24 protein-coding genes are annotated in these 26,564 nt (G+C 61.6%); 14 read left to right on the top strand and 10 right to left on the bottom strand.

From position 1 onward, the window contains the following. Window positions 1-93: 93 nt before the first annotated feature. From glmS to BM413_RS12470, 7 genes are all read right to left on the bottom strand, one after another. On the bottom strand, window positions 94-1,917 hold the full coding sequence (glmS, locus tag BM413_RS12500) for a glutamine--fructose-6-phosphate transaminase (isomerizing) (protein WP_091913654.1): 1,824 nt from the start codon (window positions 1,915-1,917) through the stop codon (window positions 94-96). A gap of 160 nt (window positions 1,918-2,077) precedes the next feature. Continuing rightward, a complete protein-coding gene (glmU, locus tag BM413_RS12495) occupies window positions 2,078-3,427 on the bottom strand; it encodes a bifunctional UDP-N-acetylglucosamine diphosphorylase/glucosamine-1-phosphate N-acetyltransferase GlmU (protein WP_091913653.1) in 1,350 nt (449 codons plus the stop codon). A gap of 104 nt (window positions 3,428-3,531) precedes the next feature. Then, on the bottom strand, window positions 3,532-4,278 hold the full coding sequence (locus BM413_RS12490; protein WP_091913652.1) for a cytochrome c biogenesis CcdA family protein: 747 nt from the start codon (window positions 4,276-4,278) through the stop codon (window positions 3,532-3,534). A gap of 119 nt (window positions 4,279-4,397) precedes the next feature. Then, entirely contained in the window at window positions 4,398-5,135 is a 738-nt protein-coding gene (locus tag BM413_RS12485; RefSeq protein WP_091913651.1) for an aspartate/glutamate racemase family protein, read from the bottom strand. Between the two features lie 19 nt (window positions 5,136-5,154). Continuing rightward, complete coding sequence (locus BM413_RS12480; protein ID WP_244537850.1) at window positions 5,155-6,648, bottom strand: amidohydrolase family protein; 1,494 nt, start codon at window positions 6,646-6,648, stop codon at window positions 5,155-5,157. Between the two features lie 12 nt (window positions 6,649-6,660). After that, window positions 6,661-7,314 carry a flavin reductase family protein gene (locus BM413_RS12475; RefSeq protein WP_091913649.1) on the bottom strand — a complete coding sequence of 218 codons (654 nt, stop codon included), beginning with the start codon at window positions 7,312-7,314 and terminating at the stop codon, window positions 6,661-6,663. Window positions 7,315-7,458: 144 nt separating this feature from the next. Next, window positions 7,459-8,190 (bottom strand): GntR family transcriptional regulator, encoded by a 732-nt coding sequence (locus BM413_RS12470; protein ID WP_091913648.1) that lies wholly within the window; start codon window positions 8,188-8,190, stop codon window positions 7,459-7,461. 240 nt (window positions 8,191-8,430) lie between these two features. Here BM413_RS12470 and BM413_RS12465 point away from each other — a divergent pair, with 240 nt between their 5' ends. From BM413_RS12465 to BM413_RS12440, 6 genes are all read left to right on the top strand, one after another. Beyond that, window positions 8,431-10,011 carry an ABC transporter substrate-binding protein gene (locus BM413_RS12465; protein WP_091913647.1) on the top strand — a complete coding sequence of 527 codons (1,581 nt, stop codon included), beginning with the start codon at window positions 8,431-8,433 and terminating at the stop codon, window positions 10,009-10,011. Between the two features lie 96 nt (window positions 10,012-10,107). Next, window positions 10,108-11,100, top strand: a complete 993-nt coding sequence (locus tag BM413_RS12460; RefSeq protein ID WP_091913646.1) for an ABC transporter permease — start codon at window positions 10,108-10,110, stop codon at window positions 11,098-11,100. Then, entirely contained in the window at window positions 11,090-12,043 is a 954-nt protein-coding gene (locus BM413_RS12455) for an ABC transporter permease (protein ID WP_091913645.1), read from the top strand. Before BM413_RS12460 ends, BM413_RS12455 begins: the two co-directional genes overlap by 11 nt. 14 nt (window positions 12,044-12,057) lie before the next feature. Continuing rightward, window positions 12,058-13,248: an amidohydrolase family protein gene (locus tag BM413_RS12450; protein WP_091913644.1), complete on the top strand. Its 1,191-nt coding sequence runs from the start codon at window positions 12,058-12,060 to the stop codon at window positions 13,246-13,248. Between the two features lie 4 nt (window positions 13,249-13,252). Next, window positions 13,253-14,272 carry an ABC transporter ATP-binding protein gene (locus BM413_RS12445; RefSeq protein WP_091913643.1) on the top strand — a complete coding sequence of 340 codons (1,020 nt, stop codon included), beginning with the start codon at window positions 13,253-13,255 and terminating at the stop codon, window positions 14,270-14,272. Beyond that, window positions 14,272-15,240 (top strand): ABC transporter ATP-binding protein, encoded by a 969-nt coding sequence (locus BM413_RS12440; protein ID WP_091913642.1) that lies wholly within the window; start codon window positions 14,272-14,274, stop codon window positions 15,238-15,240. The genes BM413_RS12445 and BM413_RS12440 overlap by 1 nt, the downstream gene beginning before the upstream one ends. A gap of 14 nt (window positions 15,241-15,254) precedes the next feature. Here BM413_RS12440 and BM413_RS12435 read toward each other — a convergent pair whose 3' ends face one another. Further along, a complete protein-coding gene (locus BM413_RS12435) occupies window positions 15,255-16,100 on the bottom strand; it encodes an aldo/keto reductase (protein WP_091913641.1) in 846 nt (281 codons plus the stop codon). 228 nt (window positions 16,101-16,328) lie between these two features. On the opposite strand from BM413_RS12435, the gene BM413_RS12430 reads away from it, so the two are divergent. The 5 genes from BM413_RS12430 (at window position 16,329) to BM413_RS12410 (ending at window position 22,207) form a co-directional block, all read left to right on the top strand. Beyond that, entirely contained in the window at window positions 16,329-18,356 is a 2,028-nt protein-coding gene (locus tag BM413_RS12430; RefSeq protein WP_091913640.1) for an amidase, read from the top strand. Between the two features lie 67 nt (window positions 18,357-18,423). Then, on the top strand, window positions 18,424-19,191 hold the full coding sequence (locus BM413_RS12425) for an extracellular solute-binding protein (protein ID WP_175544313.1): 768 nt from the start codon (window positions 18,424-18,426) through the stop codon (window positions 19,189-19,191). A 140-nt stretch (window positions 19,192-19,331) separates the two neighbouring features. After that, entirely contained in the window at window positions 19,332-20,402 is a 1,071-nt protein-coding gene (locus BM413_RS12420; RefSeq protein ID WP_091913638.1) for an ABC transporter substrate-binding protein, read from the top strand. A gap of 9 nt (window positions 20,403-20,411) precedes the next feature. Then, window positions 20,412-21,437, top strand: coding sequence for a FecCD family ABC transporter permease (locus BM413_RS12415; protein WP_091913637.1), 1,026 nt, complete (start codon window positions 20,412-20,414; stop codon window positions 21,435-21,437). Continuing rightward, entirely contained in the window at window positions 21,434-22,207 is a 774-nt protein-coding gene (locus BM413_RS12410) for an ABC transporter ATP-binding protein (RefSeq protein ID WP_175544312.1), read from the top strand. The genes BM413_RS12415 and BM413_RS12410 overlap by 4 nt, the downstream gene beginning before the upstream one ends. Before the next feature lie 117 nt (window positions 22,208-22,324). Here the strand turns inward: BM413_RS12410 and BM413_RS12405 are convergent, their stop codons facing one another. Then, window positions 22,325-23,374 carry an NAD(P)-dependent alcohol dehydrogenase gene (locus BM413_RS12405; protein ID WP_091913635.1) on the bottom strand — a complete coding sequence of 350 codons (1,050 nt, stop codon included), beginning with the start codon at window positions 23,372-23,374 and terminating at the stop codon, window positions 22,325-22,327. Between the two features lie 527 nt (window positions 23,375-23,901). Here BM413_RS12405 and BM413_RS12400 point away from each other — a divergent pair. After that, window positions 23,902-24,408 carry an AraC family transcriptional regulator gene (locus BM413_RS12400; protein WP_348272902.1) on the top strand — a complete coding sequence of 169 codons (507 nt, stop codon included), beginning with the start codon at window positions 23,902-23,904 and terminating at the stop codon, window positions 24,406-24,408. Window positions 24,409-24,477: 69 nt separating this feature from the next. Here the strand turns inward: BM413_RS12400 and BM413_RS12395 are convergent, their stop codons facing one another. Next, window positions 24,478-25,008, bottom strand: a complete 531-nt coding sequence (locus tag BM413_RS12395; RefSeq protein ID WP_091913634.1) for a dihydrofolate reductase family protein — start codon at window positions 25,006-25,008, stop codon at window positions 24,478-24,480. Between the two features lie 224 nt (window positions 25,009-25,232). Between BM413_RS12395 and BM413_RS12390 the strand changes: the two genes are divergently transcribed. Together BM413_RS12390 and BM413_RS12385 are read left to right on the top strand one after the other, a co-directional pair. Then, window positions 25,233-25,706, top strand: a complete 474-nt coding sequence (locus BM413_RS12390) for a GbsR/MarR family transcriptional regulator (RefSeq protein ID WP_091913633.1) — start codon at window positions 25,233-25,235, stop codon at window positions 25,704-25,706. Between the two features lie 108 nt (window positions 25,707-25,814). Further along, window positions 25,815-26,489, top strand: coding sequence for a methyltransferase family protein (locus BM413_RS12385; protein WP_091913632.1), 675 nt, complete (start codon window positions 25,815-25,817; stop codon window positions 26,487-26,489). Window positions 26,490-26,564: the final 75 nt, after the last annotated feature.

Genomic DNA, 26,564 nt, shown 5'->3' with positions numbered 1-26,564 from the left:
ATCGTTTTTACGATTTGCCGGACACGGTTTTGTCAGCAGCAGTGATGCTGCAGATGCAAAGATCGACATCGCCAACCGGAAGCGGCGTTTTCGTTATTCGACGGTAACCGACTTTGCCAGATTGCGGGGCTGATCGACATCCGTGCCCATGAAGACAGCCGTGTAGTAGGCGAGCATCTGGATCGGCAGTGCATAGACGATCGGCGTGATGATCTCCGGCATATCGGGCAGAATGATCGTTTCCATCGTCTTCATCGCGGCCTGATCGGCGCCCTTCTGGTCGGTGATCAGGATGATCTTGCCGCCGCGTGCAGCGACTTCCTGCATGTTCGACACGGTTTTCTCGAAAATGCGGTCATGCGGGGCAATGACGATGACCGGCATGTTCTCGTCGATCAACGCGATCGGCCCGTGCTTCAACTCGCCGGCGGCGTAGCCTTCGGCATGGATGTAGGAAATTTCCTTGAGCTTCAGCGCGCCTTCCATGGCGAGCGGATAGTTGGTGTCGCGGCCGAGATAGAGCACATGCTTGTAGCGCGAAAGTTCCCGCGCGATCTTTTCGATCTGCTCCTCGAGCTTGAGCACATGGTTGGCGAAACGCGGCGCTTCGGACAGTTCGCGCACCAGCGTCTTTTCCTGCTCGCGCGAGATCGTCCCGCGCGCCACGCCTGCACGCACGGCAAGCGATGCCAGAACCGAAAGCTGGCACGTAAATGCCTTCGTCGAGGCAACGCCGATTTCAGGCCCGGCAAGGGTCGGCAGGATCACGTCGGATTCGCGCGCGATGGTCGATTCGCGGACATTGACGATGGCCCCGATGGGAATGCCGGCCTTGCGGCAGTAGCGCAGCGAGGCCAGCGTGTCGGCGGTTTCACCCGACTGCGAGATGAAGAAGGCGGCGCTGTTCTTCGAGATCGGCATTTCGCGGTAGCGGAATTCCGATGCGACATCGATATCGACCGGCAGGCGGGCGATACGCTCGAACCAGTATTTGCCGATCAGCCCACTGAGATAGGCCGTGCCGCAAGCCGAAATCGCCAGTCTGTCGAGCTTGGCGAAATCGAATGGCAGATCCATGGGCTTCGAAATGCCGTCGGTGAAATCGACGTAATGGGCCAGCGTGTGCGAAATGACTTCCGGCTGCTCATGGATTTCCTTTTCCATGAAATGGCGGCGGTTGCCCTTGTCGACCATGAAGCTGGTGCTGAGCGACTGCTGCCGCCGACGCTCGACTGCATTGCCGTCCATGTCGAAGATGCCGACCTCGTTGCGGCGTACGACCGCCCAGTCGCCATCCTCGAGATAGGTGATCGAATTGGTGAAGGGAGCGAGCGCGATGGCGTCGGAGCCGAGATACATCTCGCCCTCGCCATGTCCGACCGCCAGCGGCGGGCCGTTGCGGGCGCCGACGATCAGGTTGTCGTCGCCCTGGAACATGATCGCCAGCGCGAACGCGCCTTCAAGGCGCTTCAGCGCGTTATGGGCGGCTTTGATGGAATCAGCGCCCCGCGCCAACTCGCGCGACACCAGATGCGCCACGACTTCGGTGTCCGTCTGGGAAACGAATTCGTAGCCGTCGGCCTTCAACTCGTTCCGCAATTCGGCGAAATTCTCGATGATGCCGTTGTGGACGACGGCGACGCCCTTGGAGAAATGCGGATGCGCGTTGGTCTCGTTCGGTACGCCGTGGGTGGCCCAGCGCGTATGACCAATGCCGATATTGCCGTCGAGCGGCTCCGCCTTGAGCCGATGCTCGAGATTGACGAGCTTTCCCTCGGCGCGACGGCGGCCAAGCTGGCCGCCTTCGACGGTGGCTACGCCCGCCGAGTCATAGCCGCGATATTCAAGCCGCTTCAATGCGTCGACGATAAGCGGCGCTACCGTTGTCCGGCCGACGATCCCAACAATTCCGCACATGGTCCGGTTGCCCCTGTTCCCGCAAACTTCCCCTGCCGCTATCTAGTCAGTGTGGCGGCCGCGCGGAAGTCACATTCCGTATCCTTTGGTATCAGCTTTATGGCTATGGAGGATGACCTCCATAGCGTCCAGCGCATGCGCTTCGAATAACCGCTTCGGGTTACTTTTTCGCTGCATTGGCGCGGCGTTCGCGCAATTCGCGTGCCTTGTCCGGCAAGGTCTTCTGCCGCGCCCGCCCGAATGCCAGCGCGTCGGCCGGCACATTCTCGGTGATGACGCTGCCCGAGGCGACATAGGCGCGCTCGCCGATGGTGATCGGCGCGACGAGCGAGGAGTTCGAGCCGATGAAGGCGCCGGGGCCGATATCGGTGAAGAATTTCGAGTAGCCGTCGTAATTGCAGGTGATGGTGCCCGCCCCGATATTGGCGCCCTGCCCGACGCGGGCATCGCCGATATAGGTGAGGTGATTGACCTTCGCGCCGGCCTCGATCGTCGCCTTCTTGACCTCGCAGAAATTGCCGACCTTGGCCTTTTCCCTGAGATCGGCGCCTGGCCGCAGTCGCGCGAACGGTCCGACATCGGCGCTGGGGCCAATAAGAGCCCCTTCGATGTGGCTGAAGGCGTGGATCTTGGCGTTTGACGCAACCTTCACGCCGGGGCCGAAAAAGACACTCGGCTCGATGATGGTTTCCGCGCCGATTTCCGTATCGTGCGAGAAGAAGACAGTCTCGGGCGCAATCATGGTCACGCCGGAAAGCATCATTTCGCGGCGCTTGCGCTTCTGCCAGATGGCTTCTGCCTCGGCGAGCTCGGCGCGATTGTTGATGCCGAGCACGCTTTCGAAGCTTGCTTCGGTCGCCACCACTGCCAGGCCGGCTGCATCGGCGATTTCGACGATGTCGGTGAGGTAATACTCGCCTTTGGCATTCTTGTTGCCGACGGCGTCGAGCAGTTTCAGCGCGTGCGCACCCGAAATGGCCATGATGCCGGCATTGCAGAAGCCGATCTTGCGCTCTTCGTCGCTGCAATCCTTGTCTTCCCGGATCGCGACAAGTTTGTCGTTCTTTTCGATCAGGCGGCCATAGCCGGAAGGATCGGGCGGGCGAAAGCCGATGACGACGACGGCAGCGCCTTCCCCGAGTTTCGTCCGTGCGGCAGAAAGCGAATCCGCCTCCAGCAGCGGCGTATCGCCGAACAGCACGAGGATATCGTCATAGCCGCGCGCGATCGCCTTTCGCGCGGCAAGCACAGCATGGGCTGTGCCGAGCCGTTCTTCCTGAACGAAGGTCTCGGTGCCAGGCGCGAAGGAGGCTGCGGCCTCCCGCATCTGCTCCGCCCCGAAGCCGACAACCAGAGCGAGATCGCCAGCGCCGGCGGCCTTCGCGGCTTTGGCGACATGGGCGACCATAGGCAGGCCGGCTATCTTGTGAAGCACCTTGGGCGAGGCGCTTTTCATGCGCGTGCCCTCGCCGGCGGCAAGGATGATCGACAGGCAGGATCTAGCGGTCATGGCGATTTCCGGAAAGAAACAGGAAGATTCGTCGCAGTTCTAGCACTGCTTCCTTCCTGCTCCAATGCGGCTGAAATTCGATGCGTTGGCAGAGTTACAATGCGTCAGCCCAGCTTGCCGAGCGCCGGAAAGGTTTCCAGAAGCCAATAGGAAGCGCTCTGGACCCCGCCGGTGAGGAAGAACACGCCGGCCAAGACCAGAAGCGCCCCGATGACTTTCTCGACGCGGCCAAGATGCACGCGAAATTTGCCGAGAAATTGCATGAAGGCCCCTGAAAACAGCGCCGCCAGCAGGAAAGGTATGCCGAGCCCGAGCGAATAGGCCGCCAGCAGCAGCGCCCCTTCGCTGACCGTCTCGCGTCCACCGGCAAGCGTCAGGATCGGTCCAAGCACCGGCCCGATGCATGGCGTCCAGCCGAAAGCGAAAGCGAGTCCCATGGCGTACGCGGCGACCGTACTGGCGGGCTTGCCTTCCGACTGGAAGCGCGCCTCGCGCGACAGCAACGGGATTTTCAGAATGCCGAGAAAATTTAGCCCCATCAGGATGATGAGGACGCCGGCCGCCATAGCCAAGGGCTCCTGCCAGACGCGCAGGAGCCGTCCGATCGTCGAAGCGCCGGCGCCGAGCGCCACGAATACGGTGGAAAATCCCAGAACGAAGGCGACCGACGTTATCAGAAGCGCGTTTCGCGTGGCCGACTTGGCGACCTTTCCACCCTCGGCACGAAAATCATCGACCGAAACGCCAGCCATATAGCAGAGGTAAGGCGGCACCAGCGGCAGCACGCAGGGCGACAGGAACGAAAGCGCCCCTGCCCCGACCGCACTGAGATAGCTGACATCCAACGCCATGATTCCCCGCAACAATTACGTTTGCGCTGCATATAGCTGTCAGAAGGCGTCGTCTCCAATCACGACTGCGTGGCAGATCGTCGCCGTGGGACAGACCAATCGATCGGAAAACTAGCAGACTAGAGGGCCTGTGGCGCAAACGAACTCAGGGCGCCGACATACGGCTTGATGACCGGGCGGGCATAGGCCCCGCGCTTGCTGGTCTGGAGCCCCAGCGAGACGAGCGCCTCGGCTTGCTTGACGGCCGCACCGACCCCGTCGATCACAGGGACGCCGAACTCGGCCTGGAATGCTCGTGCCAGGTCCGCCATGCCGGCGCATCCCAGAACGATAGCTTCGGCGCGGTCCTCATCGAGCGCCCGGCGAATTTCCTCCGTCAGCTTGGCCTTTGCGCCGGAGGCCGGATCCTCCAGCGAAAGAACCGGAATGTCGGCGGCACGCACGCGCACCCTGCCCGCCATGCCGTATCGCTGCACCAGGTGCTCGATCGGAATGCGCGAACGCTCAAGTGTGGTGACGACAGAGAAGCGCGGGGCCAGAAAGGCAGCGGTGACTAGTGCTGCTTCGCATATGCCGATCACCGGCATGTTTGCCATGGCTCGCGCGGCATCAAGGCCGGTATCGTCGAAGCAGGCGATGATGGCGGCGTCTGCTCCGTTACGTTCTCCCGAGGCGATTTCTGCCAGCATGCCGGGAACGGCCAGCGCTTCATCGTAATATCCCTCGATCGAAACCGGCCCCATGCGCGACGTGACCGCAACGATCTCGCTTCCGCCGGAGGCTATAGCCCGCGCTGCATCGGCGATCGTCGCGGTCATGCTCTCGGTGGTGTTGGGATTAACGACAAGAATACGCATGGAAAGTGCCCTTCTGCGCTCAGCCTTGCGCTGCATCGGTTGATCGGACGATACGGTAAGCCGACGAAAAGATTTCCTCAGCCGCAGGATGAGCCCAGGTTCGGTCGGGATATTTTGCGACCAGCCCTTCGAACTGGCGTTGCGCCCGCATGGCGTCGGCAGCGAAATCCATCCCCGGAATCTGCCGGTCGCGCATGACCATTCGACCGTCGATGATGACGGTTCGGGCATCGCGGCCGGATGCCGAGATCAAGAGCGTCTGGATCGGGTCGATAACCTGGCCGATATCGGGGTTAGCCAGATCCCAGACCACCATGTCGGCGCGACAGCCTGGTGCGAGCCGGCCGAGATCTGATCTGCCAAGAGCATCTGCTCCGCCAAGGGTGGCGGCATCGAAATAGTCTTCGGCGCGGCATGCCTCGGCCTTCCCCTCGACAAAGCGGCAGATCATCAGGCCGATCTGCAGATTGAGCAGCATGTCGGGTGGAGAGGTGTCCGTGCCAAGCCCGATGCGAAGGCCACGCTCGCGGTAGCTGCTGAAACTTTCAAGCCCGTCACCGAAGCGTGCTGCAACCAGCGGGCAGTGTACGATGACCGAACTGGCCTCGGCGATGATCTCGAGATCGCGCCCCGGCTCCGGCACGAAGCGCGATGGGCTGACGAAAGTGCCGTGCGGCAGAAGGGTCTTCTCAGTGAGGAAATCCAGGCTATCCAGCCATTCGATCGAGGTCATGCCATGCAGTCGCCGCACGGTCTCGCGCTCGAAACCGCCCTGGCAGCAGTGCAACCGCACCGGCACGCCCAGGTCTTTGCCCGCGGCGGCAGTGCGTCTCAGCAGCTCGGCGGTGCAGGTCTCGATACGGTCCGGCGCAAGCATGGTACGGACAAGGCCGCCATGCCGGCCATCCAGCCGCTCACAAAAGGAAATCGCGTCGGCCAACCCCTTCAGTCCACGCGGCTCGTCGAAGAACAGTTCGAACTTCCCCTCCTCCACCACGACGGGATTGCCGGTGCGATAGGCCGGGCCCAGATAGACGCGCAGGCCAAGATCGGCGGCAGCTTCAGCCGCCCCTTCGAACTCCTCCACCGTCTCGCCCCATTCGCGATAATAGAGCGAGGCAATCGGCAGAGCGGTCGTTACGCCGTTGCGTATCAGGCGTGCGAAGGCATGGCGCTTCTGGAACACCAGCTCATCAAGTGAATACATCTCATAAGGCCCGGCCTCCATATAGGATTTCGGCCAGACGCGGCCCTTGCGCCACGCTGGATGGTTGTCGAAAGACAGGATCGTCGTATCGAGATCGGACAAGGCGTCGAGATCGATGAAGCCGGGAGCGATCAGAGCCTGCCCGCAGTCGATCCGTTCATCCACTTCGCCGGAGAAGTCGTGACCGACAAAGAGGATTTCGCCATCCTGATAGACGACCTCTCCGCCGGGCAGCAGCGTATGACGGTCGTCCTCATGGCCGACCACCCAGGCGGCGGTCATCAGCGTGCGCTTGCCTTCGCTCATCATCATCGTTCCCTATTCGGCCGCGGGCTTGCGCTTGCGTTCTTCCCATTGTGAGACGCTCATGGTCGGAAGGTCGAAGGTTTCTCGGGACAGCGCATAGCCATGACCGCCCATACGGCCGATCGCGTCCAAGCCGACGGGATCGACATGCAGCCGGGGATTGACGATGTCGGAGCGGATATGGGCCGCGACAATCTCGCCGAGGATGACCTCGCGCGAATTGCCGACGCCGAGCGTCACATAGTTGCGGCATTCGAAGGCGGCGGGCGATTCCGCGATACGGGGCGCTGCGATCTTCGATCCGGGAACGGCGGTCAGCCCGGCTTCGGCAAGTTCATCGATATCCGATGAAAACGGCACCGCGCAGACATTCATGGCGTCGAGCATCGTGCTTGAGACGATGTTGACCGTGAAGACGCCGGTCGTACGCACGTTCCAGGCGGTGTCCTTGAAGGACATATCGTCATGATTTTCCACGCCGAGCGCAAGAATCGCGGGCTCGGCCGACAGGCAGTTGAAAAAGCTTATGGGCGCGGCATTGACGCGCCCGTTCAGATCCACCGTCGTCACCAGCGCGATCGGACGCGGTACCACCGCGCCGATCAGAAGCTTGTACTTCTCGCGTTCGGACATTCGTTCGAAATCGAAACTGGTCTTGTTGGTCATGAGCGTGCTTTCAGGAAAGTTGAGACAAGAAAATCGCAACGCCCACGCGCGGGTAAGCGCATGTGCGAATGTCGAATGAGAACGGAATGGCAGAAGCGGCGGCTTTTGCGCGCCGCTCTTCAGCTTGTGGGGAAAGGCGCTGGCTTAGCTCTTTGCGGCGAGCGGCCGGTAATCCGCCAGCAAATCCTTCAGCTCGCGCTCGCGCGCCGGCTTCAGGTCGAGGAGACCTCGTGTCGCCACGGCGGTCAGATGCTCGTCCATGATCCTGATGCCCGTTTCCTCGTCGCCGCGCACAAGCGCGTCGATGATCATCTGATGCTCGTTGACCGCGCACTCCGATGAATGCGGCCGGCCGTAAAGGGCAAGGATCAGCGAACAGCGCGATGCAACTTCCGCGACATAGCGAATGAGAAGCTCGTTGCCCGTCATATCCGCAAGCAGCGTATGGAACTCGCCGGCGAGCCGTATCGATTCCGGTCCGTCGCGTCCCTGTGCCCGTTCTTCCGCCGCGACATGCGACCGCAATTTTTCCGTCATGGCGGGCGTCATGCGTCCGGCGAGCGTCTCGATCACCGTCCGCTCCAGGCTGCGCCGCACCTGAAAGACGCCGCGCGCCTCCGCAAGGCTCGGTGAGGCCACCGTCGCACGCTTGTTGGGCTGCTGCGAAACGAGGCCCTCCACAGTCAAGCGGGCAAGCACGCTGCGCACGACCGTGCGGCTGACGCCAAAACTCTCGCCGACCGAATCCTCCGGCAGCTTCGTGCCCGGTGCGATCGCCTGTTCGATGATTGCTCGTCTCAGCGCCTGATAGACGCCGTCTGCGAGGTTGCCGGCGCGGCTCGCGCGTTTGGTCGGCGTGATTTCCTGTGAGGTCATGGTGCAGCGATTTATCCGAATACCCGGTGCCAGTGTCAACCATGGCGTGTTCCCAATCTGCGTACAGGATCGATACCAAATGTTTTCTCTTGCGCCATTAAACAGTATACACTATCGTTTATCAAGTGGATACAGATTGCATAAAAAATAATCACAACAAGCTCAAATTAAGTGCAATCCACGGGAACGCCTATCTGGACGGCAAATTCAGATTTGATAAAAAACAATGGAGAGGCTGCAATGAAATCGTTCTTGAAGACGTCCGTTGCCTGCATCGCGGCGCTAACGCTCTCAACATTCTCGGCAGCCGCCGAAAATGTTCTCAAGTGGGGTGCCCAGCGCGACGTCGTCTCGCTCGACCCGTATTCCTACGGAGACACGTTCACCATCGCCGTGCTCAACCATGTCTATGAAGGACTGGTGCGCTACGACGACAATCTGCAGATCGCACCGGCGCTCGCCACGTCGTGGGAAGTCGTGTCTCCGACCCTCTGGCGCTTTCATCTGCGTCAGGGCGTCACCTTCCATGACGGCGCGCCATTCACCGCCGACGACGTGCTTGCTTCGCTGACGCGCGTCAGTGACCCGGCCTCGCCTCTGCGAGGCAATCTGCCGGCTTACCAGAGCGCAAAGAAGATCGACGACTTCACGGTCGAGATCACCACCACGCCGAATTACCCGCTGCTGCTCAACGATCTCACCAACATCGTCATCTTCGATAAGGAATGGCTGGTCGCCAACAAGGCTGAGGCTCCGACGGATGTCGGCAAGGGCGTCGAAGGCTATGCCACGGCCCACGCCAACGGCACCGGCCCGTTCAAGATCGTATCGCGCAAGCCCGATGCCGAGACGGTCTTCGAGGTCAACAAGGCCTGGTGGGACAAGCCGCGGCACAACATCGACAAGATCGTCTTCACCCCGATCACCTCGGCGGCCACGCGCGTTGCAGCCCTTCTGTCGGGCGAGATCGACTTCACCAATTCCGCGCCCCTCCAGGACATTCCCCGCCTGCAGGCTTCGTCAGACATCAAGGTGCTGGCAAGCAATGAATTGCGGACCGTGTTCTTCGTCTTCAACCGGACCGACAAGACGATCGCCTCCGACGTCACCGACAAGAACCCGATGAACGACATCAAGGTTCGCCAGGCGATGTACCAGTCGATCGATATCGACGCCTTGCAGAAGAAGGTGATGCGCGGCCTGTCGCGCAACACCGGGTCGATGGTTGCCCCTGCCATTCCCGGTTATGTCGAAGCGCTGGATTCGCGCCTGCCCTATGACCCGGACGCAGCCAAGAAGCTTCTGGCGGAGGCAGGATATCCCAACGGCTTCACCTTCTCCTTCGTTTGCGAGAACGACGGCTACGTCAACGAGGAGGAGATCTGCCAGGCGGTCTCCTCGATGTGGGCCCGCGTCGGGCTGAAGGCAACGCTCGACGTTGCGCCGACCAGCCTGCAGACGGCGAAATTCGAGAGCGGCAAGTTCGATGTCGGCATACTCGGCTGGGCCAACGAGCCGATGATCGACAGCTACTCGATCCTCGTGCAGGTCGTGCATTCCAAGACGGGCACGTCTGGTGTGTTCAACTGGGGCGGATGGAAATATCCGGAGGTCGATGCGCTGATCGATGCCGCCGGCAAGGAACTCGACCGCGAAAAGCGCCTGGATTTCCAGAGCGAGGCACTGACCAAGATCAAGGACGACGTGGCCTTCCTGCCGCTGCACCAGCAGCCCATGGCATGGGCGACCGGCTCGAAAGTCGAAAGCCTCGTCCAGTTGACCGACAACAAGCCACGCCACTGGCTGACCAAGATGAAGTGATCTTCCGCCTCCGGCCCGGGCACTCCGGGCCGGACGAAATCAGCCGGGCGTCAGCCCGGTTCAGGCCTCATTGAAACCCGTCAGGAGACGGCAGACATGCTCGCCATCATCGTCAAACGCATCGGCAATGCAGCGCTTGTCATGCTTGTCGTCGCCTTCATCGCCTTCATGATCTTCCAGTTTCTGGGCGACCCGGTCCAGCTGATGCTCAACGCACAGGCAAGCCAGGAAGAACGCGTCGCGCTGCGGCTTCGCCTCGGTCTCGACCAGCCCGTCGTCATGCAGTTCTTCTCCTTCGTCACCCGCGCGGTGCAGGGCGATTTCGGCATCTCGTTCCGCAACCAGCGTGAAGTTATGTCGCTCATCGCCGAACGCTTTCCGGCGACATTCGAGCTTGTCATGGTCTCGACCGTGCTGGCGCTGGCGATTGGCGTGCCGCTAGGCGTCTTTGCTGCGATCAACCCGAAGAACCCGGCGGCGCGCGTTGCCCGCATGATCTCCATGGTCGGCGTTTCCGTGCCGGCCTTCGTCATCGGCATCGTGCTGATCCTGGTGTTTTCGGTGCAGCTCGGCTGGCTCCCGGCCTTCGGGCGTGGCGAGGTCGTGCAGTTCGGCACGTGGTCGACCGGCCTGCTCACCCCATCGGGAAGGCTGGCACTCATAATGCCCGCAACATCGCTGGCGCTGTTCCAGATCTCCTTCATCATGCGCCTGGTTACCGCCGAAATGCTGGAGGTGCTGCGAACCGACTATGTCAAATTCGCGCGTGCCCGGGGCCTTCCCGACCGCATCGTGCATTTCCGCCATGCCTTGAGGAACTGCATGATGCCGGTGGTGACGATGACCGGCATGCTGATCGGCGACCTCATCGCTTTTGCCCTGGTGACCGAGACCGTATTCCAGTGGCCCGGCATGGGATTGCTGTTCGTGCAGGCGGTGATGTTCATCGATATCCCCGTCATGGCGGCCTATCTGATGATCGTCTCGGTCATCTTCATCACGCTCAACACCATAGTCGATTTCATCTACCTAGCCGTCGATCCGCGCCTGCGGCAGACGGGGACGGCGGGAGGCAGCAATGTCCGTTGAGCAGACAGCGAAGATGCCGGCCGTGCCTCGGCTTGCCCGCCTGAAGGCCTTTCTCGATGGCGATCTGGTCTATGGCTTCCTGCGCACCCCCTCGGCGGTCATATCGGCGATCGTGCTACTCGTCATTGCGCTGACCGCCATCGCCGCACCGCTGCTCTCGCCGCAGGACCCCTACGACCTGACGCAGCTCTACCTCGACAAGGCGGAACTCCCGCCGATCTGGACCGCTGAGGGCCAAGCGCCATACCTGCTCGGCACCGACGTGCAAGGCCGCGACATCTTTTCGGCTATTCTCTACGGCTCGCGCATTTCGCTGATGATCGGCTTTGCCAGCGTTATCGTGTCGGTGATGATCGGCATCGTGGTCGGACTGACTTCGGGCTATGTCGGCGGCCGGATCGACAATCTGCTGATGCGTATCGGCGATCTCGTGCTCTCGATACCGACGCTGCTCGTCGCCATCCTGGTCAGCGCGATCTTCCGCGAACTCCTGCCCGTTTCGATGCGGGACGCCTTCACGCCGGTCATCCTGACCACGTCGATCGCCATCACCTCATGGGTTCAGTACGCCCGCATCGTGCGCGCCTCGACCATGGTTGAAGCGCGCAAGGAATATGTGCTGGCCGCCCGCATCCTGCGGTTGCCACCTCTGCGAATCATGCTCACGCACATCTTGCCCAACGTCATGACCGCCGTGCTGGTGACGGCAACGCTAAACCTCGGCCTCGCCATCCTGGCGGAAGCCACCCTTTCCTTTCTCGGTGTCGGCATGCCGGTAACCCAGCCTTCGCTCGGCACCCTGATCCGCATCGGCAACCAGTATTTCTTTTCCGGAAGCTGGTGGGTCGTGCTGTTCCCGGCGCTGCAACTCAGCCTGATCATCCTCGCCGTCAACCTTCTCGGCGACTGGCTGCGTGACGCCCTCAACCCGAAACTCCGCTGACCAAGAGGCTGACCATGAGCGAAACACTGATCCTGAAAAATGTGCGGCCTTGGGGCGAAACCGCAATTGACCTGACGATTGCTGATGGACGCATCGCTCAGGCCACTTCGACCACCTCTGAGGTCGAAACGATCGACGGAAAGGGGGCGATCGTCCTGCCAGGTTTTGTCGAGGCACACACCCATCTCGACAAGACATTGTTCGGCATGCCCTGGAACCACAACAATGTCGGTTCCACCCTGATCGACAAGATCACCAATGAGCGCAACTCGAAGGCGCGGCTCGGCCTCAACCCAGCGCGCCAATCGGCGCGGCAGGTAGCGCTTTCGGTGTCACACGGCACCACGCACATCCGCAGCCATGTCGACATCGACACCGAACACGGCCTGAACGGCGTGCTGGGTGTCATGGCGACGCGCGAAAAATATGCTGACGTGATCGACCTCGAAATCGTCGCCTTCCCCCAGTCCGGCATGCTTATCCGCCAGGGAACGAAGGAACTGATGGACGAGGCGTTGAGCCTCGGCGCCGAGGTCGTCGGCGGGCTCGATCCCTGCTCGATGGACCTCGATCCGAAAGGCCATCTCGATGTGGTCTTCGCGCTCGCCGAAAAGCATGGAAAGCCGATCGACATCCATCTGCATGAATTGGGCGAGCTTGGCGCGTTCTCGATGCGCCTTATCATCGACCGTACGCGCGCTCACGCGATGGCCGGCAAGGTGACCGTCAGCCATGCCTTCTGCCTCGGCCACAACGACTACCTTGCCATCGGCAATCTGCTCGACGAACTGGCTGACGCAGGCATCGCGATCATGACCACGGGACCGGCCGGTTATCCCTGCCCGCCTCTGATCCGCACCCTGGATGCCGGAATCACGGTCTGCTCCGGCTCGGACGGGATTCGCGACTGCTGGAGCCCCTACGGCAATGCCGACATGCTGGAGCGCGCGATCTTCCTCGGCATGCGCAACGATCTCGACCGTGACGACGAAATTCGCCGCGCCGTCGAGGTGGTGACCACCGGCGGTGCTGCCGTCATGGGCTGCCAGGATTACGGCCTTGCTGTCGGCGATGCCGCCGATCTTGTGTTGATCGAAGGCGAGACACTGGCCGAGGCGGTCGTCTCGCGCCGCCCTCGTCCGCTGGTGATGAAACGCGGAAAAGTCGTCGCCCGCGAGGGTGCCGCCTTGTTCGAGACGGAGTGACCCCATGAACGCCGCGTTTGCGCCAAATGAGCCCCCGCTCGACCCGCCGGTACTCAGCATTCGCGATCTGCTCGTCGAGTTCCCGACGCGGCGCGGCGTGTTGACGGCAATTCGCGGTGTCAGCCTGTCGATCAGGCGCGGCGAGATACTGGGTGTCGTCGGTGAATCCGGAGCAGGAAAATCCCTGACCGGTGCTGCCGTGATCGGCCTGCTCGAACCGCCGGGCAGGATCGCGGGCGGCGAGATCCATGTCAGTGGCAAACGCATCGACAATCTGCCGAGGCGGCAATTGATGGCGCTGCGCGGCAAGACCATCGGCGCGATCTTTCAAGACCCGCTCACATCGCTGAACCCGCTCCTCACCGTGGGCGATCAGCTTGTGGAAACGATACGCTGCCACCTTCCGCTGTCGCGGAATGAGGCTGCAAGGCGCGCCATCGACCTCCTGAACGAGGTCGGCATCCCCTCGCCGGAGCTTCGTGTCGGCCAGTACCCGCATCAATTCTCGGGCGGGATGCGGCAGCGTGTGGTGATCGCACTCGCGCTCGCCGCCGAACCGGAACTTGTCGTCGCCGACGAGCCGACGACGGCGCTCGACGTTTCCATCCAGGCGCAGATCACGGCACTGCTCAAGCGAATCTGCGGGGAACGCGGCACGGCCATCATGCTGGTGACCCATGACATGGGCGTGATCGCCGAAACCACCGATCGTGTGGCGGTGATGTATGCGGGACGCATTGTCGAAATCGGACCGGTCGAGGACATAATCAAGCGGCCGCAGCATCCCTACACGCGCGGCCTGATCGGCTCGATTCCGAGCCTTGCTGCGCGTCACGAGCGTCTGGCCCAGATCGATGGCGCCATGCCGCGCCTCAATTCCATGCCAGCCGGTTGCGCGTTCAATCCACGCTGCGAAATCGCGGATGCGCGCTGCCGCAGCGATCTGCCCAGGCTCTTGCCGAATGGACGAGGCTCGGTCGCCTGCTGGAAGCTGGCTGTGGCCGAAGCCGTGGAGGCCGCGTGATGGGTGCGCTCGCACAGCCGACACTGCGTGTGGAAGACATAGCCTGCCATTTCGACGTCTCGCCGTCATGGTTTGACCGAACCGTCATGCGCAAGCCGGAACGAACCTTGAAGGCGGTCGACGGCCTGAGCTTCGCCATCCCGCGCGGCACGACCTTTTCGATCGTCGGCGAGTCCGGCTGCGGGAAGTCGACGCTGGCGCGTCTGGTCGTCGGGCTCTACCAGCCGACTCGCGGCAGCCTCTCCTTTGCGACAGGGAGCGGCAGCGACGGCAGCGTGCGCACGCAGATGATATTTCAGGACCCCTATGCCAGCCTGAACCCACGCTGGCGAGTCGGCGATATCATCGCCGAGCCGATCCGCCATCTCGGATTGCGCCGGGCCGGTGGCGAGACCGATCTGAGGGTGCGCGAATTGCTGGAGATCGTCGGCTTGTCCTGGCGGGACGCTGCACGTTATCCGCACGAATTCTCCGGCGGACAACGCCAGCGCATCTCGATCGCCCGCGCGCTTTCGGCGGAACCGGAGTTTCTCATCTGCGACGAGCCGACCTCGGCGCTCGACGTGTCCGTCCAGGCGCAAATTCTCAACCTGCTCAAGGACTTGCAGCGGGAACTTGGACTGACTTATCTGTTCATAAGTCACAATCTGGCAGCGGTTCGCCACGTCTCGGACCGCGTCGCGGTGATGTATCTTGGGCGCATTGTCGAAGAGGCCGCGACCGACGACCTGTTCGAGCGGCCGAAGCACCCTTACACGCGCTTCCTGCTCGACACCGTGCCGGACCTTGAAAGACCGAACCGCGACCGCGTTCCTGCAGTGGTCGACCTGCCGAGCCCCATCGATCCGCCGACAGGATGCAGCTACCATCCGCGCTGCATGCTGGCGACCGAGCTTTGCCGCACGACCGCCCCGGAACCGCAGCTGCTGGACGCCACCTACGTCCGCTGCCATCACGCCGAGCCGTGATTGACTGACGAACTCTACAGCATCTCGAGCGCGGTCTTGCGTCCCGGCGCAGGGAAAGCCCGGTCCAGCCTTGCCAGTTGTTCTGCCGTCAGCTTGAGATCGGCCGCTTTTCTGTTGTCGCGCAAATGTTCAGGATTGCTGGATTTCGGAATTGCGATGACGCCGTCATGGCTCAGCACCCAGGCAAGCGCCACGGTGGCCGGCGTCGCACCGCACTCCTTTGCGACCTCGGCAAGTGTCGCGTTTCGCAGCAACCGCCCCTGCTCGATCGGCGAATAGGCCATGAGCGGAATGTTTCGAGACCGGCACCACGGCATCAGATCGAATTCCGGTCCGCGCCGCGCGAGATTGTACAGGATCTGGTTGCTGGCGACCTTGTCGCCCCCGGATAGCGCGACGATTTCCTCCATGTCGTCGGTGTCGAAATTGCTGACGCCCCAGCTTCGGATCTTCCCCGCCCGGATAAGATCGTCGAAAGCAGCAATGGTCTCTTCGAGAGCGTAGCTGCCGCGCCAATGGAGCAGGTAAAGATCGATCGTCCCAGAGCGAAGCCGCTTGAGGCTGCGTTCGCAGGCGAGAATCGTTCCCCGCCGCGAAGCGTTCGAGGGAAGCACCTTGCTCACCAGGAACACCTCATCGCGCCGCCCCTCGATAGCTTCGCCGACAACCTCTTCGGCGCCGCCGCTTGCGTACATTTCAGCGGTGTCGATCAAGGTCATGCCAAGATCGATGCCAAGCCTCAGCGCATCGGCTTCCTGCCCGGATTTGCGGCGATCCTCGCCCATGAACCATGTGCCCTGCCCGAGCACTGGAACCAGCTCGCCGGAAGGCAAAGCGGTCGTAGGAATATCGGCTGACATGGCGATCTCCAATTTTCTCGATAGTGGTTTGGCGCTCGTGCCGTTTTGACGGTGAAATGCAGAAGCCTCGGTGCCAATGGCCACTGCTTTTCCCGTTCGTGGCTATACGAAACGCCGCTCGATGTTCAGAGTATCGTCATATCCGCCCGCAGGATTGAGCAAAATCATTTATCGGATCGAGTTTCCCCGGCGATTACCGGCTCCCCCCAGAACTTCGGAAAAAGTCCCATGACGCATAACGGTCTCCACATCGTTGAAGCGACCATCGACCAAATCAGGCAGGCGCTCGATGCCGGGACCGTAACCAGTGTGGAACTGGTCGGCGCCTATCTGCGGCGGATCGCCTATTTTGACCGGCATGGCATCGCCCTCAACGCCGTTCCTGTCCTCAATCCCGATGTGTTCGAAGAAGCTGCCGCATCCGATCTGCGTCGCAAGGGCGGCACCACGCTTGGGCCGCTGGACGGCATCCCATACACCGCGAAGGACAGCTACAAGGTCGCAGGCCTGACGGTAGCGGCCGGGTCGCCTGCATTCGAACATCTGGTCGCCAACGAGGATGCTTTCACCATCGAGCGATTGCGGGCGGGCGGAGCAGTCCTCATCGGACTCACCAACATGCCGCCGATGGCAAATGGCGGAATGCAGCGCGGCGTCTATGGGCGGGCGGAAAGCCCCTACAATGCCGACTACCTGACGGCAGCCTTCGCTTCCGGGTCTTCCAACGGTTCGGGCACGGCGACGGCTGCAAGCTTTGCGGCATTCGGGCTAGGCGAGGAAACATGGTCTTCGGGCCGCGCGCCGGCATCCAACAACGCGCTGGTGGCTTATACGCCGTCGAGAGGCGTCATTTCGGTGCGCGGCAACTGGCCGCTCGTTCCGACAATGGATGTGGTTGTTCCGCACACGCGAAGCGTGCCGGATATGCTTGAGCTGCTCGACGTGATTGTCGAGGACGACCATACGACCAGCGGCGATTTCTGGCGCGCGCAGCCTTGGGTCGACTTGCCGTCGAGTTCGGCCATACGTCCACCGCGCTATAGCGATCTCAAGCTGGACGGATCATTGCAAGGCGTGCGGCTCGGCGTGCCACGCATGTATATCGGCCGCGACAGCGACGCTGACGCTCCCATCGAAACACGCGCCTCCGTCCTCGATCTGTGGGAACAGGCGGCAGCGGATTTGAGGCGGCTCGGCGCAACTGTGGTGGAAGTCGACTTCCCCGTCGTCTCCAATTACGAGCGCGACCGGCCCGGCGCGAAATCCATGGTGGATCGCGGCCTGGTTCCCGAAGAATTCGCCGAGCGCGAAATCTGGGACCTGTGCGTCTGGGCATGGGACGATTTCTTGCGGGCAAATGCCGATCCAACGATCCCGAACCTGGCCTCTGTCGACGGCGCGAAGATATTTCCGCAGCCGCCCGGCACGCTGCCGGACCGCTATGGCGACGACTTCGATCTCGCCGACTATGTCGAACGGGCAAAGCGCGGCGTAACGCCGTTCGAGAACATCCCTGGGCTGGAGCGCGGCCTGAAAGGCCTTGAGGCGACGCGGCGCATCGATTTCGAGGACTGGCTCGATGAACAGGGGCTGGACGCCGTGGTTTTTCCTGCCGCAGCCGACGTCGGACCGGCCGACGCGGATGTGAACGAGGCTTCCGCGGTCCTCGCCTGGCGCAATGGAACCTGGGTCGCCAACGGAAACCTCGTGCCGCGGCATCTCGGCATTCCCACCGTCACCGTTCCGATGGGCACGATGGCCGACATCGGCATGCCGGTCGGCCTCACATTCGCGGGCAAGGCCTATGACGACACGAGGCTGCTTCGGATTGCAGGGGACTTCGAGCGATCGACCACGCGACGGACCCGTCCACCGCGGACGCCGGAACTCCCCGACGACATTTTTCCCAGCCGGGCAACGTTCGATGCCATCGAAACGCAGCCGCTGGTCATCACGCTTCGCGCTGAGACACGCCATGTGGGCAACCAGGATGAGATAATCATCACGCTCGACGCGCATTCGGACGGAGCGATCGAAACCGACAAAGCCAGCGTGAAGGTTCACGTCAACGGAGAGGCGATCGAAATGCAGCGAATCGGCGCGAGCTTCAGCGGACGAGCGCTCGTTTCATCCGACACACACAAGGCCGTCCATAGTGTCTGGCGAGGTTCCTACGGCTCGATCGTGACCGCAATTATGCGCCTGCAGGACGGTCGCGTGGCCGGCGCCTTTGCCGTGACCGGGGGTATCGAGTAACGATCACCAGTCTATCCTCTCAGCTCTGCGGCGCGGAGAGTGACGTTAAAGTTTGAAAGCGACTGCCGTGCAAACATCATCCGATCAATCGTCCATTCGCGTTTATGCGGCGGGCAGCCTCCGTTATGTCCTGCCTTCGCTCGTTTCTGCTTTTTCCGAAATGACTGGTATTCCCGTCGAGATCAGGCATGGGCCAGCGGGTCTGCTCCGGCAGCGCATCGAGGACGGCGATCGGCCGGATCTGTTTCTGTCCGCCGATTTCGGCCATCCATCGCACCTTGCCCAACTGGGATTGTCCGGGCCGCCGGTCGTCTTTGCCCGCAACACGATGTCGGCCTTGGTTCGCCGGGATGCCGGCGTGACGACAGCCAACTTCATCGAGCGACTGCTTGACCCTGCCCTCAAGATCGGAACGTCGACGCCGCTCAAGGACCCGTCAGGCGATTATGCCTGGGCTATCTTTCGTAGGTTCGAAGAGCATGCGACCGGCTCGTTCCGCATCCTCGATGCCAAGGCCCTGAAACTGGTCGGCGGCTCGGAAACAGTGGCAACGTCCGGCCCCTATGGCCCCGTGGCTGACGCATTGGCGGCTGGGACAGCCGACGTCTTTCTCGGTTATCTCACCGGCATGCAGCGGCTCGCCGCAGAAGTGCCCGAGGTCGAGATTGTCCAAATTCCGGCAGCGGTTAACGTCGTGCCCGAATATGCCCTTACAGCCATCAATGACTGCCGCCCGGCAGCCTTGTCCTTCGCCCTTTTCATCATGTCCGGTCCCGGCCAGAAATTGTTGCAGGAATTCGGTTTCAAGCCGGTCGCCTTGCCGGCGGGCGCCTGATCCTGGAGCAATAGAAAGTTGCAGGTCTGACGCATCCTTGGTGCGGAACGGCATTGCTGCGTAAGACCCAACGCTATATGCGTAGAAATATATCGAGCCGCCTCGGCTCCTCGTCGATATTTCACAGCATGGGGATGGGAATGTCTTTTCACCGCAGAAATTTTGTGGCGCTCGTCACCGCCTTTGCCTTGTGGTCGCTTCCAATCGCGACGGGCGAAGCGTCGGCGGCGGAAACCCGCACCATCACCGACCAGCTCAACCGCACGGTGACCATTCCGGATAAGGTCGAACGGATCGTCGTGCTGCAGCATCAGACGCTCGATCTTCTTGTCGAGCTAGGCGCCGCCGACAAGATCGTCGGGGTTCTTCGCAAATGGCCGAGCCTCATTCCCGGTCTCGACAAATATGCCCCGCAGCTCGCCAACCTGCCGATGCCCGGCGATCTTTCGACGGTGAATGTCGAAGAGGTCCTGCAGCTCAAACCGGACGTGGTCTTCGTCACGAACTATGCGCCGCCAGAAATGATCGAGCAATTGTCGAAGGTCGGCCTGCCCGTCGTCGCCATTTCGCTGTCGAAAGGCGAAGGCATCGAAGCGCCAAAGCTCAATCCGACCTTTGATGACGACGACTATGCCTATTCGGAAGGGCTGAAGACCGGCATCAAACTGATCGGCGACATCGTCGGCGAAAGCGAGCGGGCCGACCGGCTGATCGACTATGCCTTTGCGCAGCGCAAACTGGTGGAGGAACGGGTGGCTTCGATCCCCGACACGGAGCGCGTGCGCCTCTATATGGCAAACCCGGATATGAGCACGTACGGTTCCGGCAAATATACCGGTGTCATCATGAAGCGCTCCGGCGGCATCAATGTCGCTGCCGGCGTGCGCGGCGCGACCAAGGTGTCGATGGAAGACGTGCTCGCCTGGAATCCGCAGGTGATCTTCGTGCAGGACCGCTACGCGCCGGTGGCTGACGAAATCCGCAAGAACGCCGCCTGGCAGCACCTCGACGCGGTCAAGAACGACCGCATCTACATTACGCCGGAATATGTGAAGCCCTGGGGCTATCCGCTGCCCGAGGCCTTTGCCCTGGGCGAACTGTGGATGGCCAAGAAGCTCTATCCCGAGCGGTTCGCCGATATCGACATGCAGAAGCAGGTCGATGCCTATTACCAGCAATTCTACGGTCAGGCCTATACCGGCCCGAACTAGGCTCCGGCGATGCCTCCTGCTGAGCACGCGCCAGCCAACCGGTTGTTGACGATCTTCCTGATCCTGCTTCCGGTGGTGCTGTTTCTGCTTTCGTTTCTCATCGGGCGCTATCCCGTTGCGCCAATGATGGTGATCAAGGTCATCGCGGCCCAGATATTGCCGATAACGCCGGACTGGCCGGCCGTCGTGGAATCCGTCGTTTTCGATGTCAGGCTTCCGCGCGTGGTGGCCGCCATGGTCGTCGGCGGCGGGCTGGCAATTTCCGGTGCGTGCTATCAGGGCGTCTTTCGCAACCCGCTTGTTTCGCCGTTTACGCTAGGCGTTTCGGCAGGCGCCGGTTTCGGCGCGGCCCTCGCCATTCTCCTTTTCGGGCAGCGTTACGCGACGCAATTCTCAGCTTTCGTCTTCGGGATGCTGGCGGTTGCGTTCTGCTTTGCCATGAGCCGGCTTTACCGGATGAATTCAACGATCGTCCTGGTGCTGGGCGGCATCATCGTCGGTTCGCTGTTCACCGCCCTCCTCTCCCTCCTCAAATACGTTGCGGACCCCAATTCGAAACTCCCGGTCATCGAGTTCTGGCTCTTGGGCTCGCTGTCGTCGGTCTCGACGGCGGACATGGTTCCCATCCTCGCGGTCGTTGTGCCGTCTGCGATCGTGCTTCTGCTCTTGCGCTGGCGCATCAATATTCTTGCCATGGGCGATGAGCAGGCGCGCATCCTGGGTGTCGAAGCCAATCGCCTGAGGATCGTCGTCATTCTCTTTTCGACCCTCATTGCCGCTTCGACGGTCTCCATCAGCGGTATCATCGGCTGGGTCGGGCTGGTCATTCCGCACCTTGCCCGGATTATCGTCGGGCCAGACTTCCGGCGGCTTCTTCCTGCCACCTTGTCGCTTGGCGCCTGTTATCTGCTCATCATCGACGATCTGGCCCGTATCATGACGGCTGCCGAAGTCCCGCTCGGCATACTCACCGCATTGATCGGCGCGCCGGTGTTCATTCTTCTGCTGGGACGCGGACGGCTGGGATGGGCATGATCCTTACCGCTGAACACCTCGCCTTCACCTATCCGGGCAGAAGCAAGCCGACATTCAGCGATCTCAGCCTGAAAATCTCTGCTGGCGAGATCATCTGCGTGCTCGGGCCAAACGGCGTCGGCAAGTCGACATTGCTTCGCTGCCTCGCCGGACTGACACCATCGACATCCGGGACGGTGAAGCTTGGCGAGGAACCGATCTCGACACTTCCCCGCACCGAAATCGCCAAACGGCTGGCACTGGTCCCGCAAAGCGACGAGACGGTTTTCGCCTTCTCCGTGCGCACCATCGTCGAAATGGGCCGTGCCCCGCATCTGGGATGGTTCGACACACCGGGCAAGGACGTCGACGCTCTTGTGGACGACGCCCTGGAGACGCTCGGCATCGCCCATCTCGCCAATGCTGCCTACACCGAAATCAGTGGTGGAGAGCGGCAACTGGTGCAGATCGCGCGCGTACTGGTTCAGGCTCCGAAACTGATGATTCTCGACGAGCCGACCGCGCATCTCGATTTCGCCAATCAGGCCCGCTTTCTCTCGCTGACGCGGCGGCTGGCGAAAAACGGTCTCGCCGTCATCTTCACCACCCACGCGCCCGACCAGGCATTCGGCCTGGCGGACCAGACCCTGATCCTCTCGCCAAACCATCCGCCATCGATCGGAAAGACCATGGAAATGCTGACAGAGTCGACCCTTTCCAGGGCATATGGCGTGCCCATACGCTTGATCAAATCGGAAGAACATATTGCCTGCGTCGCGCAGGTCGGCTGAGCCCGCGATATCCCTCGACCGGAGTGGGAAAGACCGGGTTTGTGACCAACAAGCGCCCTGTTCGCGCTCATTGGTCACATGGCCTAACCGCTGACGACCCGACCGGCGGTCGGTACCTCAAGCCGCTTCGAGCGACGCCATGTCGATGACGAACCGATAGCGCACGTCAGCACGCTCCACCCGTTCGAAAGCTGCATTGATGTCCTGAATGGCGATCATCTCGCAATCGGGAAGGATGTTCATCCTGCCGCAGAAGTTGAGCATCTCCTGTGTTTCCGCGATTCCGCCGATCGGCGAGCCTGAGATGCGGCGGCGTCCCATCAGGAGCGGCAGCGTGCTGTGCTCATCGATCAGCCCGAGCTGACCGACGATCACCAGGGTCGCGTCGACATCGAGCAGCGGAAGATAGGGCGACAGGTCGTGGCGCACCGGAATGGTGTCGATGATCAGGTCAAATGCATTGGCAGCCGCCGCCATCGCCGCATCATCCCCTGAGACGAGCACGCGATGGGCGCCGAGTGCCAGCGCGTCCGCGGTCTTGGCTTCGGTGCGGCTGATGACTGTCACGTCCGCGCCGAGCCCGATGGCCAGCTTGACCGCCATGTGGCCAAGCCCGCCGAGCCCGATGACGCCGACCCGGCTGCCCGGCCCGACATTCCAGGTGCGCAGCGGCGAATAGGTCGTGATGCCGGCGCAGAGCAGCGGTGCCGCCCGGGCAATATCCAGTCCCTCCGGTATCGCCAGCACGAATTCCTCGCGCACGACGATATGCTTGGAATAGCCGCCATAGGTGGGCTCTCCGGTGATCCGGTCGCGGTCATTGTAGGTCTGCGTCACCACGTTGCGGCACATCTGTTCCTCATGCTTGAGGCACTGGTCGCATCTGCCGCAGCTGTCGACGATGCAGCCGACGGCGACGGTATCGCCCGCCTTGTAGCGGGTGACATCCTTGCCGACCGCGACCACCCTGCCGACGATCTCATGTCCGGGTACAATCGGATAGGTCGTCGCGCCCCAGTCGTTGCGCGCCTGGTGAAGATCGGAGTGGCAGACACCGCAATAGAGGATTTCTATCGAAACGTCGTTTGCGCGCAGGTCCCGGCGCGCAAACTCATAGCGTGCGAGGGGCAGGCTGGCGTCGGTTGCCGCATATCCGGTGGTTTTCATCAAAAACTCCTGTCGTGGATTATGATCGGTGATGGTCAGAAGCGTTCGCCGACCATGTCTTCGTTTTTTGCCCACAGCGCCTTGGCGTGAAGCGGTCGACGCAACGCCGGCCAGCACGTCTGGTTGCCCTTATTTGGGAATGCGACGCGTGCGCGCTGCGCCCGATCGTATCGATCTCTTGCCTATTTCTATCAAACCGTCCGATAGGAAAGCGGCACCGGCTTGTTTGGGCCGGGAAGAAGGACCAATTATGGTTCCATGCAGCAGCAACTGATGAAAATGTGCAGTCTGGCCGAGCGTCACGCCGGCGACACTGGGCGAGCGCAAATCCTTCCGCGCCTCTCGCTCTTCGTCGCGAGGTCGGTCACATGCCCGACGTCGACCGTTTATCAGCCGATGATGTGTCTTGTCCTGCAAGGGGCAAAGCAGGTGATGATCGGCGATCGCCTGCTGCGGTACGATCCGGCTTCATATTTCATTGCCTCACTCGAACTGCCGGCTTCGGGGTCAGCCCGGTCACACCGCAATTGCTCGCCCCCTGGTCCCGGCTTCTGGCCCTGCTGGAGGCGCCCGAGGATGCCCCGGTGCTGGCGCCGATGCTCGAGCGCGAGATTCTGTACCGGCTCCTGCAAGGTCCGCAGGGCGGCGTTCTTCGCCAGATTGCCCAGGACAACAGCCGGCTGTCGCAGATCAGGCAGGCGATCACATGGATTCGGGCGCATTTCGACGAACCCATACGCGTAGAAGCACTGGCCGAAATTGCCGGCATGAGCCCCGCGTCCTTCCACCGGCACTTCAAGGCGGCTACCGCGATCAGCCCGCTGCAATACCAGAAGGTCCTCCGGCTTCAGGAGGCGCGGCGGCTCATGGTGGTCAACGCCGACACCACGCGCACGGCCTACAGCGTCGGCTATGAGAGCGCCTCGCAGTTCAGCCGCGAATATGCCCGCATGTTCGGCGCCCCACCCTCCCGCGACGCAATCCGCCTACGCGCCCAGAGCCTCGGGCTTGAGGAGATCAACAGCGCAACGTGATTGACGTGGTTACGGGTGCCCGACCAAAAGCAGACTTCACCGGCCATTTCCATGCGGCGGGTCGCGAGATCAGGCAGGAACGTAGGTCAACCTGATCACATCCTCGCCAATTCGATCATGTGTCATCAGGCGGAGCGGCGGTCGGGGTCCGGCGAAATATCGTTTGCCGTGGCCAACTACGACGGGATGCAGGTAGATTCGATACTCGTCGATCAGGCCGAGTTCGGTAAGGCTGAGCGCCAAATCCGGGCCGGCAACTTCGATCTCCCCATCGCGCTCGGCTTTCAGCTCGCGGATCGCGCCCTCGAGATCATCCCCGACAAGCCAGGCATTTGGGCCGACCGACTTCAGCGAGCGCGAGACGACCCATTTCGGCTGTTTCCGCCACGCCGCCGCAAAGGCTTGTTCGTCTGGACCCCATTCTGAATGATCGTCGTCCCAGTAACGCATGACCTCATACATTTGGCGACCATAGACACTGCCCGCCTGCCCCTGAGCCTCCTCGATGAAGTGGCGGAAAAGCGTGGGGCCTGGCGCAAACGCCATATGGTCGACGTAGCCGTCCAGGGACTGGTTCATTCCGAAAACGAGTTTGGCCATACCACTATCTCTCCTCTACACGGGACATCCGTACGGTCTGATTGTGTTATGCAATCGGTTATAAGCTAGATCGACTGATTTTATTTCGCAATTGGTTTTTGGCGTACGCATAACGCCTACGCGCGCTCCCCACGGGGCTTCGGTCCCGGTTACCCAAACCCCTTAGCTCAGTCGCAGAAGCGCCGCTCAGTGGACATACACTCCCAATACGATATATTCGGAATATGCCGAATATATCAAACAAGTGCCTGACGACCACCGAACAACGCTTCATCGAGGATGCGGCGCGACTGCTGATCCCCTGGGGTGTGCCCCAGACGGCAGCACGCCTCTACGGTTATCTGCTGCTTTGCGCCGAGCCGGTCGGCCTCGACCGCATGACGACCGACCTCGAGATCAGCAAGAGCAGTGCAAGCGTCGCCGCGCGATTGCTGGAAACTTATATGCTCGCCCGGCGGCATGGCGAGCGCGGAAGCAAACGCGTCTCGTACACAGTGTCCGACAATTACGAGGGCATGCTGACCGAGCAGAACCGTTTGCTCAATGCGCTCGCCGATCTCCTGAAGAGCGGCGCCGCTTCCGTCGCATCAGGCCCTACGCAGGACCGCCTTGGCGAAATGGCCGAGTTCTATCTAGCGATACGTCAGGCCATGGAGACAGCGCTCAAGCAGTGGCGCTCGCAGAAGCCGCGATCCTGAGGTCCGACCGATCCGCATTCCCGCGACGACCAAAGCTGCGCTGGAAACAGTTTTCGCGAAGGAGTGAGCAACATGGAACAAACCGAAACTCCACGGGAGCCTAGCGCGATGTCGCGCAGTAAGGCCGTTGCCTATGCAATCGGCCTGCCTCTTGCACTGCTTGGACTGATCTTCCTGCCTGCCGGCACGCTCGCCTGGTGGCCTGGATGGATATTCCTTGCAGTTCTGATTTTGGGCTTTGGCGCTTCTGCCCTCGTACTCGCCCGCGTCAATCCCATAATCTACCGAGCACGCAGCCGGTTTCAGGCGGGCACGAAAAGCTGGGACAAGGCGCTGCTTGCAGTCATCCTGCCGGCAATGGTGGCGGTCCTGCCGGTTGCGGCGCTCGATGCCGGGCGGTTCCACTGGTCGGCAGTCCCGGCCTGGGTGGTGCTATCGGGCTATGTCGCTGTGCTGGCGGGCATCGCGGTTACGGCATGGGCGCAGGCGGTGAATCCATTCTTCGAACCGGGTGTTCGGATCCAGTCCGAACGGCATCAGCGCGTGATCGATACCGGTCCCTACCGTTTCATGCGTCATCCCGGCTATATCGCCGCGTTGTTGTTGTTCTTCGGCATGGCGCTTGCGCTGGGTTCGTTCTGGGCGCTCATTCCCGCTGCACTGGCGGCGGCAATCCTTGTCTTGCGCACATCATGGGAAGACCGCCTGTTGCGGGTCGAGCTTCCCGGATACGACGATTATTCCCGTCGAGTGCGGTGGAGACTGGTCCCCGGCATCTGGTGAAAAACTGCTTCGCTATTGAGAAGCTGCCGGAGGTCGATGTTTATCCTCCACCAGCAATTGGAGAAGCGTTTGGCG

The organism is Mesorhizobium sp. YR577, from assembly GCF_900116595.1.
GTDB lineage: Bacteria > Pseudomonadota > Alphaproteobacteria > Rhizobiales > Rhizobiaceae > Mesorhizobium_M.
This window is presented reverse-complemented; position numbering and strand designations above follow the sequence as displayed.